Below are 14,913 nucleotides of genomic sequence, written 5' to 3'. Positions count from 1 at the left end.
GCGAGATCCGACGGTTCGGCGTGTGACCGTCGCCACAGGCTGTCTCTGTGACCTGTGTCTCATTAACGTCTGTGACCTGCCGGTCCTCACGGGATCTGGCCACCACTGACCGAGGAGTCCGCAGTGACCACAGCCGACCTGATCCCGGAGAGGTCGCCCGAGCGGCCGACCCCGGACGCGCAGGCCTTCATCGACATGCAGGCCAGTCCCGAGTTCCAGGAGTTGCGGAGCAGGCTGCGGCGCTTCGTCTTCCCGATGACCGCGTTCTTCCTGACCTGGTACGCGACCTACGTGCTGCTGGCCACCTACGCGACCGACTTCATGGCAACCAAGGTGATCGGCAACGTCAATCTCGGTGTCATCCTCGGGCTCGGCCAGTTCGTGTCGACCTTCGTCATCACCGCGCTCTATGTGAGGTTCGCGAACCGCGAGCTCGATCCCCGCGCCACCGCGATCCGCGAAGAGCTGGAAGGACCGGCCAAGTGACCACTCTGGCAGCGGGTACGGCCTCGGTCGGCAACCCGGCACTGAACATCGCGATCTTCGTGGCGTTCGTCGTGATCACCATGACCATCGTGATCCGCGCGAGCCGCACCACCAAGAAGGCGTCCGACTTCTACACCGGCGGCGCCCAGTTCTCCGGCCCGCAGAACGGCTTCGCCATCGCGGGCGACTACCTGTCCGCCGCCTCCTTCCTCGGTATCGCGGGGGCCATCGCCGTCTACGGCTACGACGGGTTCCTCTACTCGGTGGGATTCCTGGTCGCCTGGCTGGTGGCACTGCTGCTGGTCGCCGAATTGCTCCGCAACACCGGCAGATTCACGATGGCCGACGTGCTCAGCTTCCGGCTGCGGGAGCGCCCGGTCCGGATGGCCGCCGCGCTGTCCACGCTGGTGGTCTCGCTGTTCTACCTGCTCGCCCAGATGGCGGGCGCGGGCGGACTCGTGGCCCTGCTGCTGAACATCAACGGCAAGGTCGGCCAGGCCGTCGTCGTGGCGGTGGTCGGGGTGCTGATGATCGTCTACGTGCTCATCGGTGGCATGAAGGGCACCACCTACGTGCAGATGGTCAAGGCCGTGCTGCTCATCCTGGGCGCCGGGATCATGTTCGTGCTGGTGCTCTTCGCGGTGAAGGGCAACTTCTCGCAGCTGCTCGCGGACGCGCAGACGATGGTCAACGGCTCCGCCAACGAGGCGGTCGCGGGCCGCGACATCCTGGCGCCCGGCGCGAAGTACGGCATCAGCTCCATGTCGCGGCTGGACTTCATCTCCCTCGGCATCGCGCTGGTGCTCGGCACCGCAGGACTGCCGCATGTGCTGATGCGCTTCTACACCGTGCCCACCTCGAAGGAGGCCCGTCGGTCGGTGACCTGGGCGATCGGCCTGATCGGGGCGTTCTACCTGTTCACCCTGGTGCTCGGATACGGCGCCGCCCGGATGGTCGGGCCCGACAAGATCCTCGCGGCGCCGGGCAAGGAGAACTCCGCCGCGCCGCTGCTCGCGTTCGAACTCGGCGGCACCATCTTCCTCGCGGTCATCTCGGCGGTGGCCTTCGCGACCATCCTCGCCGTCGTGGCCGGCCTGGCGATCACCGCCTCGGCCTCCTTCGCCCACGACATCTACGCCAGTGTCATCAAGCGGGGCAAGGCTTCCGAGGAGCAGCAGGTCCGGGTCTCGAGGATCACCGTGGTGGTCATCGGAATGGTCTCGATCGTCCTCGGCATCCTCGCCATGGGGCAGAACATCGCCTTCTTGGTCGCGCTCGCCTTCGCCGTCGCGGCCTCCGCGAACTTGCCGACGCTGCTGTACTCGCTGTTCTGGAAGAAGTTCAACACCACCGGTGCACTGTGGAGCATCTACGGCGGCCTGATCAGCTGCCTCGTGCTGATCGTGTTCTCGCCCGCGGTGTCCGGCAAGGCCTCGTCGATGTTCCCGAGCGCCGACTTCGACTTCTTCCCGCTGGCGAACCCCGGCATCGTCTCCATCCCGCTCGCCTTCGTGCTCGGCATCGTCGGCACCCACGTCGGCCGGGCCAAGCAGGAGAACGCGGCCAAGCAGGCCGAGATGGAGGTCCGCTCCCTGACCGGGGTGGGCGTCGAGAAGGCCGTCGCCCACTAGCAGACCGTTGACTGTTCGCTACGATTCGTCAATGGCGAAGCTGAAGGTGTCGATCGATGTGCCGTTGTCCCCGCAGGAAGCGTGGGAGAAGGCAAGCGCTCTGGAGGAATTCGAGAAGTGGCTCTCGATTCACGACGGGTGGCGCTCGGAGATCCCCGAGCAGCTGACGGCCGGGACCACCGCCGAGTCGGTGGTCTCGGTCAAGGGGATGCGGAATCGGATCAAGTGGGTCATCAAGGAGTACAACCCGCCCAAGACCCTGCTCCTGAAGGGCGACGGCAAGGGCGGCGTCAAGGTGAACCTCACGCTCTCGGTGACGCCAAAGGGTGACGGCGCCGAGGTCGGTCTGAACATCGACCTCGGCGGGGCGCCGCTGTTCGGCCCGATCGGGTCCGGCGTCGCCCGCGCCCTCAAGGGCGACATCGAGGGCTCGCTGCGCACGTTCGTCACCCTCTACGCCCAGGTCGACTAGACCAGGAGCTTGGCCCGCAACGTGTTCACCGTGTGCTGATCCAGTCGGAGCCCGTCGCGCACGTAGCGGTCGAAGCTGCCGTACAGCCGGTTGACCTGATCGAACGCGGCGTCGAGCCAGGACTGCTCGACGGCGTCGCTGCGGCCGAGGAAGGTGTTGCTGGCCAGGAAGTCCGCGTTCACCGTCGCGCGGGGGACGCCGAGGATGGTCAGCAGGACGGCGGTCGCCCATCCGGTACGGTCCTTGCCCGCGCTGCAGTGGTAGACGACCGCGCCGCTCTGTTGCTGCGCGATCGCGGTGAGAAGGTCGCGGAACGCGACGTCGGAGCCCTGGAAGCTGACCATGAACGGGTAGCCGATGCTCTGGCCGATATCGGAGGAACCCTTGACGGCCGCGTCGATGATGGCCCGCCCCAGGGTGATCGGCACGAATTCGTGGAACCCGAGCCCGTTGTTCAGGCTCACCACATCCGCGACCTTGTACTCGACGCCTGCGGGCAGCCGGTCCGGTTCGTCCTTGCGCTCCACGGCGTTGCGCAGGTCCACGTCGAGGGTGACGTTCGCCGCGGTGAGCTTCGCCTGGTCGGAGTCGGTGAGCTTGCTCAGCCTGTTCGACCGGTACACCAGGTCCTCGCGCACCCGGCGGCCGTCGGCGGTCAGGTAGCCGCCGATGTCCCGGAAGTTCTTGGCGCCCTCGAGCTGGACGTCGGGGGCGGCGGGCTGGGCCGAGGCGGCCGCCGGGACCAGCAGGCCGGGCGTGAGCGCGACCGTCGCCGCCAGCAGTGAACCGATCAACCGTGCCCGAACTCCGCGTGTCATCGCCGTTCGCCCCCTCGTGATTGTGCACCCGGTCGTCCCGCCGGGATCCGAGGGGAGGCTACGACAGATCGACGACCGGCACCGGCGTTCGATCGGAATCCGCCTGCGTCAGCTCAGGACCGGGACCCCGGCCGTGTCGGTCAGCCAGGTCTGGGCGAGCCGGTCGAGCGTGCCGTCGGCGTAGAGCGCGTCGACCGCCGCGGAGGCGCATGCCGTCATCGGGCTGTTCTTCTCGAGCACCAGGCCGAAGAACTCGGTGACCGTGTTCGGCCGCGGGAACTGGCCGATCAGTGTGCTGTTCGGCAGGTCGGTTGCGGTGATCTGGAATCCGGTCGAGATGTCGACGACCAGGGCGTCGATCGTGCCGGCCGCCAGTGCGGCCTTCGCCTCGTCGTTGGTGGCGAACTCGACGGGCGGCTGGGACGGCCGGATCGTCCCGGTGATCGAGGCCAGGCTGGTGGAGCCGCTCTGTGCGCCGAGCCGGAAGGGGGCGAGCCCGTCGAGGGAATCGATCGCCGCGGCCGGGGTGCCCCCCATCGCGACGATGGACTGTGCCACCGCGTAGTACGGCGACGAGAAGTCGACGGCGTCGCGCCGGTCGCCCACGATGGTGACCTGGTTGATGTCGAAATCGAAGTTCTTCTCACCGGGCGCGATCGCGTCGCCCCATGGCACCCGGATGAACTCGACCTGATCCGGTCGGTACCCGAGCTTCTCGGACACCGAGCGGGCCACCGCGCCCTCGAAGCCCTTGCCGTTCGACGGGTCGTTGCCGACGATCCAGGGCTCGTAGGCCGGTGAATCGGTGGCGATGGTGAGGGCGCCGTCGGTCACGGTGGCACCGCTGCCCGGGCCGCAGTTGCCGACCGCCGTGGTGGTGGGCAGCTTGGTGTACGCCTCGGGAATCGACGTCGGCCCCGACTCGGACTCGGCCCCGGCGGAACACCCGCCGAGGATCAGCGCGGACACCGCGGCGAGTGCGACGAGGACGGGGCGATGGCCGATTCTGGACACCCGGTCATAGTGCCCAGGATCAGGGACCAAGAGCAATAGGAACGGTCGGTATGTCAGCGGCCGACGGTCAGCAGGTGGAACGTGGTCTTTCCCGCGATGCCGAAGTTGTCGTCGGCCACGTGACGTTCTCGGGCACCGTGGATGCTGGTCCGATACAGCTTCCCCGAGAATCCACCTGCCGCCGAGACGTTGTGCTCCACGGTGAGATAGTCGGAGTCGTCGATCGCCAGGATCTCGCCGATCCCGTTCGCCGACGACACGGGAGTGAACGCCTCGCCGGGCGCGAGGCGTACCGGGTCGACCTCGTAGACGAACTCGCCGAGGTCGGCGCCGGTGGCCGGGTCCAGGCGCAGGACGCGGGACGAGCTGCCCACCTGATCCGAGATGGCCGGGCCGTCCTGGGCCAGGGCGTTCTCGCTCGCAGCGGTGACGGTGGTGCCCGCGCGGTCGACGGTCATGGCCTCGAAGCCGGGCAGGCCGATGCGAGCGGATTGCGGATCCGAAGTCGGAAACGGCGCTCGCGGTAGTGCCAGCACCACCCGAGATTCGGGTGGTGGCTGCCTGATCACAGACGGCCATTCTTCGTAGCTTGATGGTGTGAAGGTGAAACTTGCGGTGCTGGTGGCGGCGATGGTGACGGCGACGTCCTGCGGTGTGGACGATGCGCCCGAAGTGCGGGAAGTGGGGAAGGAGCAGGTCACGGCGGCTCTGAATGATGCCGTCCAGCTGGGATATCCGGGTGCGGAGGCGGTGATCGACGACAGGGGGCACAGTTGGCGGGTCACCGCGGGTGTCGGCGATCTGGCTACCGGTGAGCCGTTCGCTGACAATGCCCGGGTCCGGATCGGCAGCAACACAAAGACATTCGTGTCGACGGTCATGTTGCAGTTGGTGGCCGAGGACAAGGCCGAACTGGACGCCCCGGTTGAGCGATATCTGCCAGGAGTGGTGCATGGGCCGGGTATCGACGGGAACCGGATCACGATCCGAAATCTGCTGCAGCACACCAGCGGGCTCCCCGAATATGCGGCGGAGTTCGGAGCGACGCCGATGCCTTGGCAAATGGAGATCCTCAGCGAACAGGCGCGGTGGCAGACCGCGGATATGGCCGCGGTCCTGCGCACCGCGCTGACCGGTCCCGCCGCATTCGAGCCCGGCGCGAAGTGGGAATACTCCAACACGAACTACGCCATCGTCGGGATGGTGATCGAGAGGATCACCGGCACTTCTGTTGGCGCGGAGATCACCCGTCGCATCCTCGAGCCACTCGGCCTCCATGACACCTACTACCCGGCATCGGACGAAACCGATATGCGCGGCCCGCATCCCATCGGCTACACCGAGGTCGGCGGCAGGCGAACCGACTACACCAGCCAGAACGTGTCCGCGGCCGGTGCGGCGGGCGCGATGGTCGCCAGCGGCGCGGACCTCAACCGCTTCTTCGCCGCCCTCCTGGACGGCAAACTGCTTCCGCCAGCCCAATTGGCCGAGATGCAAGATGTCCGGTCCATCAGCGAAAGCGGCACGATGGCATACGGTCTCGGGTTGATGCGCCTATCGATGCCCTGCGGACAGTTCTTCTGGGGCCACAGCGGAGGCATCTCCGGGTCGATCACCTATGCCGGTGTGGTTCCGGCGACCGGGCGGGCCGTAACCATCTCGCTGAACCAGGATTTCACCGATGAAGCGCGGTCTCCCGCCGCCAGTCGCGCACTCACTGCCGCGGTGTGCCCGGCTCCGTGAGCATCGCGTGCGGACCACCTCAGCAGCGCGTGGGAGCCGGCTCCCCGCGGAAGCGTGCCTCGACGTAGTTCCAGGCGTCGCCGAAGCCGGCCGCAGCGGTGGTCATGTGCTCGGCGATGTCGTACGGCACGAAGGTCAGGGGTGCTCCGGCCGCGCAATACCGGTGCGCGACATCGGCTACCGCGTCATAGGGGGTGAGCCCGTCGTACATGCCGTGCCAGATGTAGATGGGCACGGTCGGGATCGTCGGGTAGTAGCGGAGGCTGTTCTCCCGCAGGACGCCGAGTGCCTCCGGACTTCCCAACAGGCTGGTCGACGCGGCGAGCTGCTCCGCGTTGCGGAACACGCCGTGGAAGAGCAGGAATCGCCTGCACTCGTTGGTCACCCAGTCGCGGAACCACAGGCCAGTCGGGTTCAGCTGCGCCGAGACCGGCAGCCGGTCGGGATACTCGCGCTCGAGTCCCATAGCCGCGGCGAAGGCGAGGCCGAAGCCCGGATGCGGGTTGAGGCCGAGGCCCTGCACTATTTCCCAGAGGTCCGCCGGGATCCCGCCCGCGGCCACCCCGGCGAGCTTCAGCTCGGGTGCGTAAGTCGGTTGCAGCGCCGCCGCCCATGCACTCGCCATGCCGCCGCCGGAGTACCCGGCCAGCGCGACCGGGCTGTTCGCGAGACCGAGCTCGGCCACTTTCTGCACGGCACGGACGCTGTCGAGCGTGATCAGGCCGCCGAGCTTGGCGGCACCGTAGGCGCCGGTCGGCCCGATGTGGTCGGGCACCGACACCGCCCAACCGCGGTTGATCGGCAGATACATGCCGGGGGCATCGTTCAGCTCGCCGTTGAACAGCGCCCGCGAGGGGTTGCACTTGGTGCCCAGAGAATTGATGATCGCCTGGTAGGACACGAGCGGCGGATTCTTGATGCCGCGGGGCAGGAACACCGTGGTCATGCCAAGGATGGGCTTGCCGGTGGAGTTCGTCGAGCGGAACGCCACCTGCCAGCCGTCGCTGTTCGCGTACAGCGAGGCGTCGATGGGGCGGACCCGGACCACATCGCCCGGACGCAGATTCGCGAGGTCGGGAGGGGCCAGATAGAACGGGTCCGGATCGGGCGTGGGGTAGAGGGGTCCCGCCGGTGTGGCGGTCGCGGGCAGGGCCAGTCCCGCAAGCAGGTTTCCCGGGTAGACGCGTAACACGCTAACCCAAGGAGCCCGTGTGGGCAGCGCGTAGCGGCGAAAAAACCCGCCCTGATCACCTTGTCTGCCGTCCAGGTGGTAACCAGTCGGGTGGTCGGTTTCGGGGTCGATCCGGGCGCATCGGCGATATATTCATAGATGGGGGTCGCCTGGAAGGAGACCCGTGACGCAATTCGACAGGACCGTCGAGGTTGCGCTCGAGCCCGACGCGGCGTTCGAGCTGATCAGCCGTCCGGAACGGCTGCGACGATGGTTGACCGTGGCCGCGAGGGTCGATCTGCGCCAGGGCGGGCGGTACCGATGGACGGTGGTGCCCGGCCACTCCGCTTCCGGCACGTTCGAAGAGGTCGTGCCCGGTCAGCGACTCAAGCTCCGGTGGTGGTGGGAGGACAGCGACGACCTGCCGCCGGGTGGCTCGACGGTCGCGATGACCCTGACCCCACATGACGGTTCGACCGAGATCCGGTGGGTCCACGACGGCCTGACCGACGCGCAGGCGCCGAGCCATGCCGAGGTGTGGAATCACTACCTCGACCGGCTGGCCGTCGCCGCCCGCAGCGGCGACGCGGGACCAGACGACTGGGCGGTCGCCCTCGAACCGACGGACGAACTCACCTGCGCCGAAGCCACGCTCGTGGTGTTGCAGGAAGTGCTGCGCGGTCTCACCGCCGACGACATGCACCGTCGGACCCCGTGCCGCGACTTCACGGTCGCCGCGCTGGCCGAGCACCTGCTCGGGTCGATCGCGAGCCTCGGGTCGGCGGGGGGTGCGACGATGCCGGTCGCTGACGAGAACGATGATGTGGAGGTGCGGGTGGCCGACGCCGCCGCGGCGGCTACGGAAGGTTGGCACCGCCGTGGTCTCCACGGCACCGTGTCGCCTGGCTCGACCCCGATGGCCGCGACAACGGCCGTGAGCATCCTGTCGATCGAATTCCTGGTCCACGCATGGGATTTCGCGGTGGCGACGGGGCAGGGGATCGAGGTGCCCGACCAGCTCGCGAGCTATGTGCTGGGACTGGCGAACACGGCCATCGGGCCGCCGCAGCGCGAGAGTGGGGACTTCGGGGACCCGGTGCCGGTCGAGGAAGGTGCGGGGCCGCTCGAGCAGCTCATCGCGTTCACGGGTCGGCGGCAGCCGGCCTGATCGAGCGTCGCTGTCGGTCCGCTGTGGTGCCCTCGGCAGGATTCGAACCTGCGACCTACCCTTTAGGAGAGGGTTGCTCTATCCCCTGAGCTACGAGGGCATCCAACCCGCAGAGCACCTGCGGGCCGTATTGCACGGTAGGAGTGTAGCGGGTACGGGTTGATTCCTAGCCGTTCGCCCGGCCGACGACTCGGCGGTGGAGCAGTTCGAGGCTCGCCACGATCACCGCCGCCATCAGCACGTGCATCAGGATCAGGGCGGTCTTCGTGACGCCGTCGGTGTCGGCCATCGCGGCGAGCGCGATGGTGAGCAGGGGCAGCGCCGCGCCGACCACCTGGCCGAGCCTGACCACGGCGGGCCACCGCAGTGACAGCAGTGCGACCGGTCCCATGCCGATCGCGGTCGGCACCGCCGAGATCATCACGATGCTGCCTGAGGGGATCGGGTTGACGGTGCCCTTGTCGAGGACCTCCAGTGACCCGCCTGCGATCACTGCGACCAGGTAGATCGCCAGATTGCCCACCACAGCCGCCGCCGTCGCGGCGAGGACCGAATTGTTCAGGTCAAGCGGGTGTCGGGAATCACTCGCCGCGGCCGATGGTTACCGTGATCATGACCACCACCGAGTCCGTAGTTGCGAACGCGTTCGGAGGACCCGAGGTCCTCACGGTGATCGAGGAGGCGCTGCCCGATCCAGGCCCGGGGCAGGTGCTTCTCGAGTTGCGCGCGGTGGGCGTGAATCCCATCGACCACAAGCTCTACAGCGGCGCCTTCGGCGCCGACGCATCCAGGTTGCCGATCCGGCCGGGAATCGAGGCCTCGGGGGTGGTGCTCGCGGTCAGTCCGGGTGCGGCCGGCCCCACCGGCCCGGTCGCTGTCGGCGACGAGGTGATCACCTATGCGGGCGAGGGCGCCTACACCCGGCGGCTCGTGGTCGGGGCCGAGTCCGTGTACCCGCGGCCGCAGGCTCTGACCTGGGAGCAGTCCGCGGGGCTGCTGGTGACGGGCGGCACCGCGTCCGAAGCGATCGTCGTGACCGGGGTAGTGGAGGGCGAGACCCTGCTGATCCACGGGGCGGCGGGCGGCGTCGGCTCGCTGGCCGTGCAGCTGGCGGTGGCCAAGGGCGTCACGGTGATCGGAACCGCGGCGGCGGACAATCACGAATACCTGCGTGGCCTCGGGGCGATCCCGGTGACCTACGGGGACGGGCTGGAAGCACGGGTCCGCGAGCTGGCCCCGAACGGGGTCGACGCTGCCTTCGACACCGCCGGAACCGATGAGGCGGTGGACGTCTCGCTCGCGTTGGTCGTCGACCGCAAGCGCATCGTCACCATCGTCGCGTTCGGACGGGCACAGGGGGAGGGCTTCGTCGCGATCGGCGGAGGAAATCCCGACAGCGCCGGGATCCGGGAGGCCGCCTGGCCCCGGCTGATCGAGACGGCCGCGCGCGGTGACCTCGATGTCGTTGTCGCCAAGACCTTTCCGCTCACGGAGGCGGCTCGCGCGCACGCCGAGCTCCAGCGGCCGCATCCACGCGGCAAGTTCATCCTGATTCCCTAGCCCTCCGGATCGTGCGGGCCAGGATCGGGCGCGGTATGGGCTCTGCGATCCCGCCTGCCCGCACGAGCACCCGGGTGAGCGGGTCGATCGCGCCCGACACGGCCGCGGTCTCCGGGGGTTTGCGGGTGTTCTCCGCCGCGAAACCGGGGGTGTCGGTGTCCGGGGGATACAACACGGCGACCGTGACGCCCGCGGGCTCGACCTCGTAGCGCAGACAGTGCGCGAGCTGGTGCACCGCGGCCTTGGTCGGCCCGTAGCCGGAATATCCGACGACTCCGACCACCCCCGCCGTGGAACTGGTCAGCACGAGGTGGCCGCGCCCACGGGACACCATCCCGGGCAGGACCGCGCGCGCGGCGTGCACCGCGCCCAGGTAGTTCAGCCGCATCTGCGACTCGAATTCGTCGATCGGTACGTCGAGGAATCGCCCCGGCAATGCGGTCCCGGCGCAGGCCCAGGCCGCGCCGATCGGCTCGGCGGTGGCCAGGAGCTGCTCCTCGCCGCGGGCGATGACCGATACCGCCGCGCCCCTGGCCCTCGCGGCGCGGGCGACCGCGGCACCGATGCCCTGCGAGCCGCCGGTCACGATGACGTGCGAGCGCTGCCAGTCGAACCGGGATCTCTTCACCACCGCGCGATCGTAGAACTTCGGTCACAAATGCCGGTCGGTTCTGTCATTCGGTTTCGCGGCGGTACTGCGTAGGGTGCGAGGTGATATTCACATCGAATCGATTAGAGGTGTCCGGGTGCGAGTCGGAATGCAGATCACCTACAGCGGCGGGTTCGCCGAGACCGTCGCGGAGGTCGCCGACCTCGAGCGCGCCGGCCTCGACATCGCGTTCATCGCGGAGGCGTACTCCTACGACGCGGTCAGCCAGCTCGGCTTCCTCGCGGCGAGGACCTCGACGATCGAGCTGGCGTCGGGCATCTTCCAGATCTACACCCGGACGCCGTCGCTGATGGCGATGACCGCGGCCGGACTCGACTTCGTCTCCGACGGCCGGTTCGTGCTCGGCCTCGGCGCCTCCGGACCGCAGGTGATCGAGGGCTTCCACGGCGTGCCGTACACCGCCCCGCTCGGCCGGACCCGCGAGATCGTCGACATCTGCCGTCAGGTGTGGCGGCGCGAGAAGGTCCAGTACGACGGCAAGTACTACCAGATCCCGCTGCCCGCGGAGAAGGGCACCGGACTCGGCAAGCCGCTCAAGCTGATCAACCACCCCGTGCGCGATCGCATCCCGATCGTCATCGCCGCGCTCGGCCCGAAGAACGTCGCGCTGACCGCCGAGATCGCCGAGGGCTGGCAGCCGATCTTCTTCGATCCCGAGCGCGCGAACGACGTGTGGGGCGAGTCCCTCGCGCAGGGCAAGGCCAAGCGCGACCCCAGCCTTGGCGAGCTGCAGATCTACGCGGGCCCCGCGCTGGCGATCGGCGACGACGTCGACCACCTGCTGGAGTGGGTCAAGCCGAGCCTGGCGCTGTATATCGGCGGCATGGGCGCCAAGGGCAAGAACTTCTACAACGACCTGGCCTGCCGGTACGGCTACGAGGCCGAGGCCGCCACGATCCAGGAGCTGTACCTGTCCGGCAAGAAGGCGGAGGCCGTCGCGGCCGTTCCGGACGAGCTCGTGCGCGCGATCTCCCTCATCGGCCCCGCCGGCTACGTCAAGGAGCGGGTCGCGGCGTTCGCCGAGGCGGGCGTCACCACGCTGACCGTGAGCCCGCTGGCGGGCGATTCCGCCGGCCGCGTCGCGCTGATCGACCAGTTCCGCAAGCTCGTCGACTGACCGCCGAGTGTGCAGCTCCCGTCGCGGCCACTCGGGCGACGCGACGGGAGCTGCACACTCGACGCGCCTGCACGGCCGGCCGCGGGTGCCTATTGTCGGGGGATGCGCCCCTTGATGGTCGCGACCGTTCGTTCGGAGTGGGTGCGAGCGTGGCGGTGGCCCGCACAGGTGCCGATGACGGTGCTGGGTAATGCGGCGCTCGTCTGCGTCGCCTGGTTCGTCATCCCGCGCAGCTGGCTGTTCGACTTCACCGGCGCGTGGGGCCTCCCGATCGCCCTGGCCGGATGGATGTACGCGGACGTGTCCGCGACCAATGTGCTGGGACAGGACCCGGCCGACGCGCTGACCGTGCTGTCCGACGGTGCCGCGCTCGAACGGCTGCTGCGGGCCAAGACTATCGTGCTGTGGCTGATGGTGGCACCGGCCTGCACGGCGGTCGCCCTCGCCCTCGGGGTCCTCGAACACGACCTGACGCTCGCCTTGCTGATGATGGTCGGGCTGTGCGTGATCCCGCTCGGTCCGCTGGCGCTGTCCGGCTGGGTCGGCGTCGTCTTCCCCTATCATCAGCGTTCCCTGCGTTGGCGGTGGGCGAACCGGCACCGGTTCCGGTCGGTCGTCGCGCGCTGGCTGATCCTGGTGGTGCTGCCGTATGGGGTGTTCCCGGCCGCGATCGTGGTGGTCCTCGCGGTGCCCCTGTTGATGTTCCACCTGCTGCCGCCGTTCGACGTCGGGGCGGTGCTGACTGCGGACGGACGGGTCGGGTTCGTGGTGTCGGCGAGCGTGGTGTCGGTGCTCGCCTGGTTCGCGGCGATCCGGGGCACGGCCTTCCTGGCGGGTCGACGGGCGGGCCGCCTGACCGACTACCTCGGCGACGCCGAGCGGGGCTGAGGTCGGCTCCACTCGGGGTTTCTCGGGGTGCGAATCTGGGTGCCTTCCTGGATGTGTCGGCACGGCGGACCGGCGAGCATCGGTGGCATGGAGAAAACACGCGTTCGGTGGCTGCGGGTGATCGGTGGCCTGTTCGCCGCCGCCGCCATCGTGATCGGTGTCGTGGCGGGCGGTGTCGTCTACGCGTGGCAGAGCGCCCGGGTTGACACCGCCGGTCAGGTGCGGTTCGACCGCCCGCTCGCGATCCCGCCGCTCGCCGCGTCCACGACCGCCGCGGACGGGACCAGGGAGTTCGATCTCGAACTGCGCAGCGGCACCACCGACCTCGGGCACGGCCGCGGCACCGAGACCTGGGGCGTGAACGGCTCCTACCTCGGCCCGACGGTGCGCGCGGAGCGTGGCGAGCCGGTCCGGATGAACGTGCGAAACGGCCTGGACGAGGCCAGCACGCTGCACTGGCACGGCATGCACCTGCCCGCGGCCATGGACGGCGGGCCGCATCAGATGGTCGAGCCCGGCACCACCTGGCCACCGCAGTGGACGGTCGATCAGCCCGCGGCCACGCTCTGGTACCACCCGCACCTGCACGGGGCGACCACCGAGCACGTCTACCGCGGCGTCGCGGGCATGTTCCTCATCGACGACCCGGCCGGGCCCGTACTGCCGGACCGATACGGCATCGACGACGTCCCGGTGATCGTGCAGGACAAGAAGTTCGACGGGGACCGACTCGACGACGGTGCGGCGATGTTCAGCGACACCGGGGTGCTCGGCGACGAGGTGCTCGTCAACGGCACCCCAGGACCCTACCTCGACGTCACCACCGAGCGGGTGCGGCTGCGGTTGCTCAACGCGTCCAACGCGCGGGTGTACCGGTTCGGGTTCGACACCGGTCTCGGGTTCTCGCTCATCGGCACCGACGGCGGTCTGTTGCCGAAACCCGTTGAGATGACCAGCCTTCAGCTCTCACCCGGTGAACGAGCGGAGATCGTGGTCGCCGTTCCGGCGGGCACCTCGCCGGTGTTGCGCAGTACCCCGCCCGACCTCGGCGCCGACTTCTGGGGCACCCGGTTCGCAGGCGGGTCGGACACCATGGACATCCTGCAACTGCGCGCGGCCGACCGGCTCGAGTCGAATGCCGACGTCCCGAGTTCGCTTGCCGCGCAAGCCGATCTGGGGGTGCCGAGCGTGACCCGAAAGTTCGACCTGACCAGCTCGACGCAGATCAACGGGAGGTCGATGGACATGGGACGGATCGACGAGGTGGTCACCATCGGGACGACGGAGGTCTGGGAGGTGCGCAACGTGAGCGGGGGAGTGCACAACTTCCACGTCCACGACGTGCAGTTCCAGGTTCTTGACACCGACGATCCCGCGCTGACCGGGCCGAAGGACACCGTCTATCTGCCGCCAGGGCGGACCCTGCGGCTGTTGATGCGGTTCACCGACTTCTCCGATCCGTCGACCCCGTACATGTTCCATTGCCACCTGCTCCGGCACGAGGACAACGGGCTGATGGGGCAGTTCGTGGTGGTCGAACTGGGTCAGCTGCCGGTGCAACCGCCATCGCCGCCATCGGACGCCGCGCGTGGTCACCACTGAACATTTGCGAAACGCCCGGGTCGAAAACGAATGAGGACCGTTCCTGACCGCGATTCGCGCGACACTCGATGGGTCGCTCAGTCAATTCGAAACGAAGGACAGGTCATGGACATCAAGCTCGAACTGGTCGCGATCCCCGTCACCGACATCGACCGCGCCAAGGAGTTCTACGTCCGGCTCGGCTTCAACGCGGACCACGATCACACCGTCAACGAGGACCTCCGCTTCGTCCAGCTCACGCCGCCCGGGTCGGCCTGCTCGATCTGCATCGGCAAGGGCGTCACCGATGCCGAGCCCGGCTCGGTCGTCGGCATGCAGGTGGTGGTCAAGGACATCGAGGAAGCCGAGCGCGAGTTCAAGAGCCGCGGCATCGACATCAGCCCGATCGACCGCCAGCCGTGGGGCAACTTCGTGTACTTCAGCGATCCCGACGGGAACAAATGGGCGGTCCAGGAAATCGTGATCCCGTCGGCCGGGTGACCAGCGCAACAGCGATCGGTCCGCAAGAGTGACCTTCGACCCTGACAGGGCGCAGGCAAATTCAGGACAATGGTCCGGGCAGACCAATCGTGA

The 14,913-nt window shown here is 68.4% G+C and carries 16 protein-coding genes and 1 tRNA gene; 10 read left to right on the top strand and 7 right to left on the bottom strand.

Going from position 1 to position 14,913, the window contains the following annotated elements; genetic code table 11:
- Positions 1 to 123 precede the first annotated feature (123 nt).
- The 3 genes from ABIC28_RS24610 to ABIC28_RS24600 are packed head-to-tail and all read left to right on the top strand — an operon-like array spanning position 124 to position 2,589.
- A complete protein-coding gene (locus tag ABIC28_RS24610) occupies positions 124 to 486 on the top strand; it encodes a DUF485 domain-containing protein (RefSeq protein WP_097213925.1) in 363 nt (120 codons plus the stop codon).
- Positions 483 to 2,117 carry a monocarboxylic acid transporter gene (locus ABIC28_RS24605; protein ID WP_097213926.1) on the top strand — a complete coding sequence of 545 codons (1,635 nt, stop codon included), beginning with the start codon at positions 483 to 485 and terminating at the stop codon, positions 2,115 to 2,117. The genes ABIC28_RS24610 and ABIC28_RS24605 overlap by 4 nt, the downstream gene beginning before the upstream one ends.
- A 31-nt stretch (positions 2,118 to 2,148) precedes the next feature.
- The gene (locus tag ABIC28_RS24600) at positions 2,149 to 2,589 is read left to right on the top strand and encodes a type II toxin-antitoxin system Rv0910 family toxin (protein ID WP_097213927.1); all 441 of its coding nucleotides are present in this window, start codon (positions 2,149 to 2,151) and stop codon (positions 2,587 to 2,589) included.
- Here the strand turns inward: ABIC28_RS24600 and ABIC28_RS24595 are convergent.
- The 3 genes from ABIC28_RS24595 to ABIC28_RS24585 form a co-directional block, all read right to left on the bottom strand.
- Positions 2,586 to 3,407 carry a tyrosine-protein phosphatase gene (locus tag ABIC28_RS24595; RefSeq protein ID WP_097213928.1) on the bottom strand — a complete coding sequence of 274 codons (822 nt, stop codon included), beginning with the start codon at positions 3,405 to 3,407 and terminating at the stop codon, positions 2,586 to 2,588. The genes ABIC28_RS24600 and ABIC28_RS24595 overlap by 4 nt on opposite strands.
- Positions 3,408 to 3,515: 108 nt before the next feature.
- Complete coding sequence (locus ABIC28_RS24590) at positions 3,516 to 4,412, bottom strand: ABC transporter substrate-binding protein (RefSeq protein WP_373560294.1); 897 nt, start codon at positions 4,410 to 4,412, stop codon at positions 3,516 to 3,518.
- A gap of 62 nt (positions 4,413 to 4,474) precedes the next feature.
- On the bottom strand, positions 4,475 to 4,990 hold the full coding sequence (locus ABIC28_RS24585; protein ID WP_502945068.1) for an esterase-like activity of phytase family protein: 516 nt from the start codon (positions 4,988 to 4,990) through the stop codon (positions 4,475 to 4,477).
- A 28-nt stretch (positions 4,991 to 5,018) separates the two neighbouring features.
- Here ABIC28_RS24585 and ABIC28_RS24580 point away from each other — a divergent pair, with 28 nt between their 5' ends.
- On the top strand, positions 5,019 to 6,164 hold the full coding sequence (locus tag ABIC28_RS24580) for a serine hydrolase domain-containing protein (protein WP_354581276.1): 1,146 nt from the start codon (positions 5,019 to 5,021) through the stop codon (positions 6,162 to 6,164).
- Between the two features lie 19 nt (positions 6,165 to 6,183).
- On the opposite strand, the gene ABIC28_RS24575 is transcribed toward ABIC28_RS24580, so the two are convergent.
- Positions 6,184 to 7,332, bottom strand: a complete 1,149-nt coding sequence (locus ABIC28_RS24575; protein ID WP_373560295.1) for a lipase family protein — start codon at positions 7,330 to 7,332, stop codon at positions 6,184 to 6,186.
- A 187-nt stretch (positions 7,333 to 7,519) separates the two neighbouring features.
- On the opposite strand from ABIC28_RS24575, the gene ABIC28_RS24570 reads away from it, so the two are divergent.
- Positions 7,520 to 8,503: a TIGR03086 family metal-binding protein gene (locus ABIC28_RS24570; RefSeq protein ID WP_097213930.1), complete on the top strand. Its 984-nt coding sequence runs from the start codon at positions 7,520 to 7,522 to the stop codon at positions 8,501 to 8,503.
- A gap of 24 nt (positions 8,504 to 8,527) precedes the next feature.
- On the opposite strand, the gene ABIC28_RS24565 is transcribed toward ABIC28_RS24570, so the two are convergent.
- Positions 8,528 to 8,603 (bottom strand) — tRNA-Arg (locus ABIC28_RS24565).
- Positions 8,604 to 8,669: 66 nt separating this feature from the next.
- Positions 8,670 to 9,065 (bottom strand): DUF6069 family protein, encoded by a 396-nt coding sequence (locus ABIC28_RS24560; protein WP_257017798.1) that lies wholly within the window; start codon positions 9,063 to 9,065, stop codon positions 8,670 to 8,672.
- Positions 9,066 to 9,115: 50 nt separating this feature from the next.
- Here ABIC28_RS24560 and ABIC28_RS24555 point away from each other — a divergent pair, with 50 nt between their 5' ends.
- Positions 9,116 to 10,063, top strand: a complete 948-nt coding sequence (locus tag ABIC28_RS24555) for an NADP-dependent oxidoreductase (RefSeq protein ID WP_097214001.1) — start codon at positions 9,116 to 9,118, stop codon at positions 10,061 to 10,063.
- On the opposite strand, the gene ABIC28_RS24550 is transcribed toward ABIC28_RS24555, so the two are convergent.
- Positions 10,047 to 10,694: an SDR family NAD(P)-dependent oxidoreductase gene (locus ABIC28_RS24550; RefSeq protein ID WP_097213932.1), complete on the bottom strand. Its 648-nt coding sequence runs from the start codon at positions 10,692 to 10,694 to the stop codon at positions 10,047 to 10,049. The genes ABIC28_RS24555 and ABIC28_RS24550 overlap by 17 nt on opposite strands.
- A 115-nt stretch (positions 10,695 to 10,809) precedes the next feature.
- Between ABIC28_RS24550 and ABIC28_RS24545 the strand changes: the two genes are divergently transcribed.
- From ABIC28_RS24545 to ABIC28_RS24530, 4 genes are all read left to right on the top strand, one after another.
- Positions 10,810 to 11,850, top strand: coding sequence for an LLM class F420-dependent oxidoreductase (locus ABIC28_RS24545; RefSeq protein WP_097213933.1), 1,041 nt, complete (start codon positions 10,810 to 10,812; stop codon positions 11,848 to 11,850).
- Positions 11,851 to 11,952: 102 nt separating this feature from the next.
- Entirely contained in the window at positions 11,953 to 12,738 is a 786-nt protein-coding gene (locus ABIC28_RS24540) for a hypothetical protein (protein WP_143548517.1), read from the top strand.
- 87 nt (positions 12,739 to 12,825) lie between these two features.
- A complete protein-coding gene (locus tag ABIC28_RS24535) occupies positions 12,826 to 14,340 on the top strand; it encodes a multicopper oxidase family protein (RefSeq protein WP_354581272.1) in 1,515 nt (504 codons plus the stop codon).
- A 105-nt stretch (positions 14,341 to 14,445) separates the two neighbouring features.
- Positions 14,446 to 14,820: a glyoxalase superfamily protein gene (locus ABIC28_RS24530; protein ID WP_097213936.1), complete on the top strand. Its 375-nt coding sequence runs from the start codon at positions 14,446 to 14,448 to the stop codon at positions 14,818 to 14,820.
- Positions 14,821 to 14,913: the final 93 nt, after the last annotated feature.

The sequence above is a fragment of the Rhodococcus sp. PvR044 genome, from assembly GCF_040548995.1.
Lineage (GTDB): Bacteria > Actinomycetota > Actinomycetes > Mycobacteriales > Mycobacteriaceae > Rhodococcus_G > Rhodococcus_G oryzae.
The sequence above is the reverse complement of the archived record's forward strand: the minus strand, read 5'-3'. Positions and strand labels throughout refer to the sequence as shown.

What these genes read in the sequence shown, in the direction of transcription:
- ABIC28_RS24600 (WP_097213927.1), top strand. Translation starts at nt 2,149, where the DNA reads ATGGCGAAGCTGAAGGTGTCGATCGATGTGCCGTTGTCCCCGCAGGAA.
- ABIC28_RS24595 (WP_097213928.1), bottom strand. Translation starts at nt 3,407, where the DNA reads ATGACACGCGGAGTTCGGGCACGGTTGATCGGTTCACTGCTGGCGGCG.
- ABIC28_RS24555 (WP_097214001.1), top strand. Translation starts at nt 9,116, where the DNA reads ATGACCACCACCGAGTCCGTAGTTGCGAACGCGTTCGGAGGACCCGAG.
- ABIC28_RS24530 (WP_097213936.1), top strand. Translation starts at nt 14,446, where the DNA reads ATGGACATCAAGCTCGAACTGGTCGCGATCCCCGTCACCGACATCGAC.
- ABIC28_RS24540 (WP_143548517.1), top strand. Translation starts at nt 11,953, where the DNA reads ATGCGCCCCTTGATGGTCGCGACCGTTCGTTCGGAGTGGGTGCGAGCG.
- ABIC28_RS24535 (WP_354581272.1), top strand. Translation starts at nt 12,826, where the DNA reads ATGGAGAAAACACGCGTTCGGTGGCTGCGGGTGATCGGTGGCCTGTTC.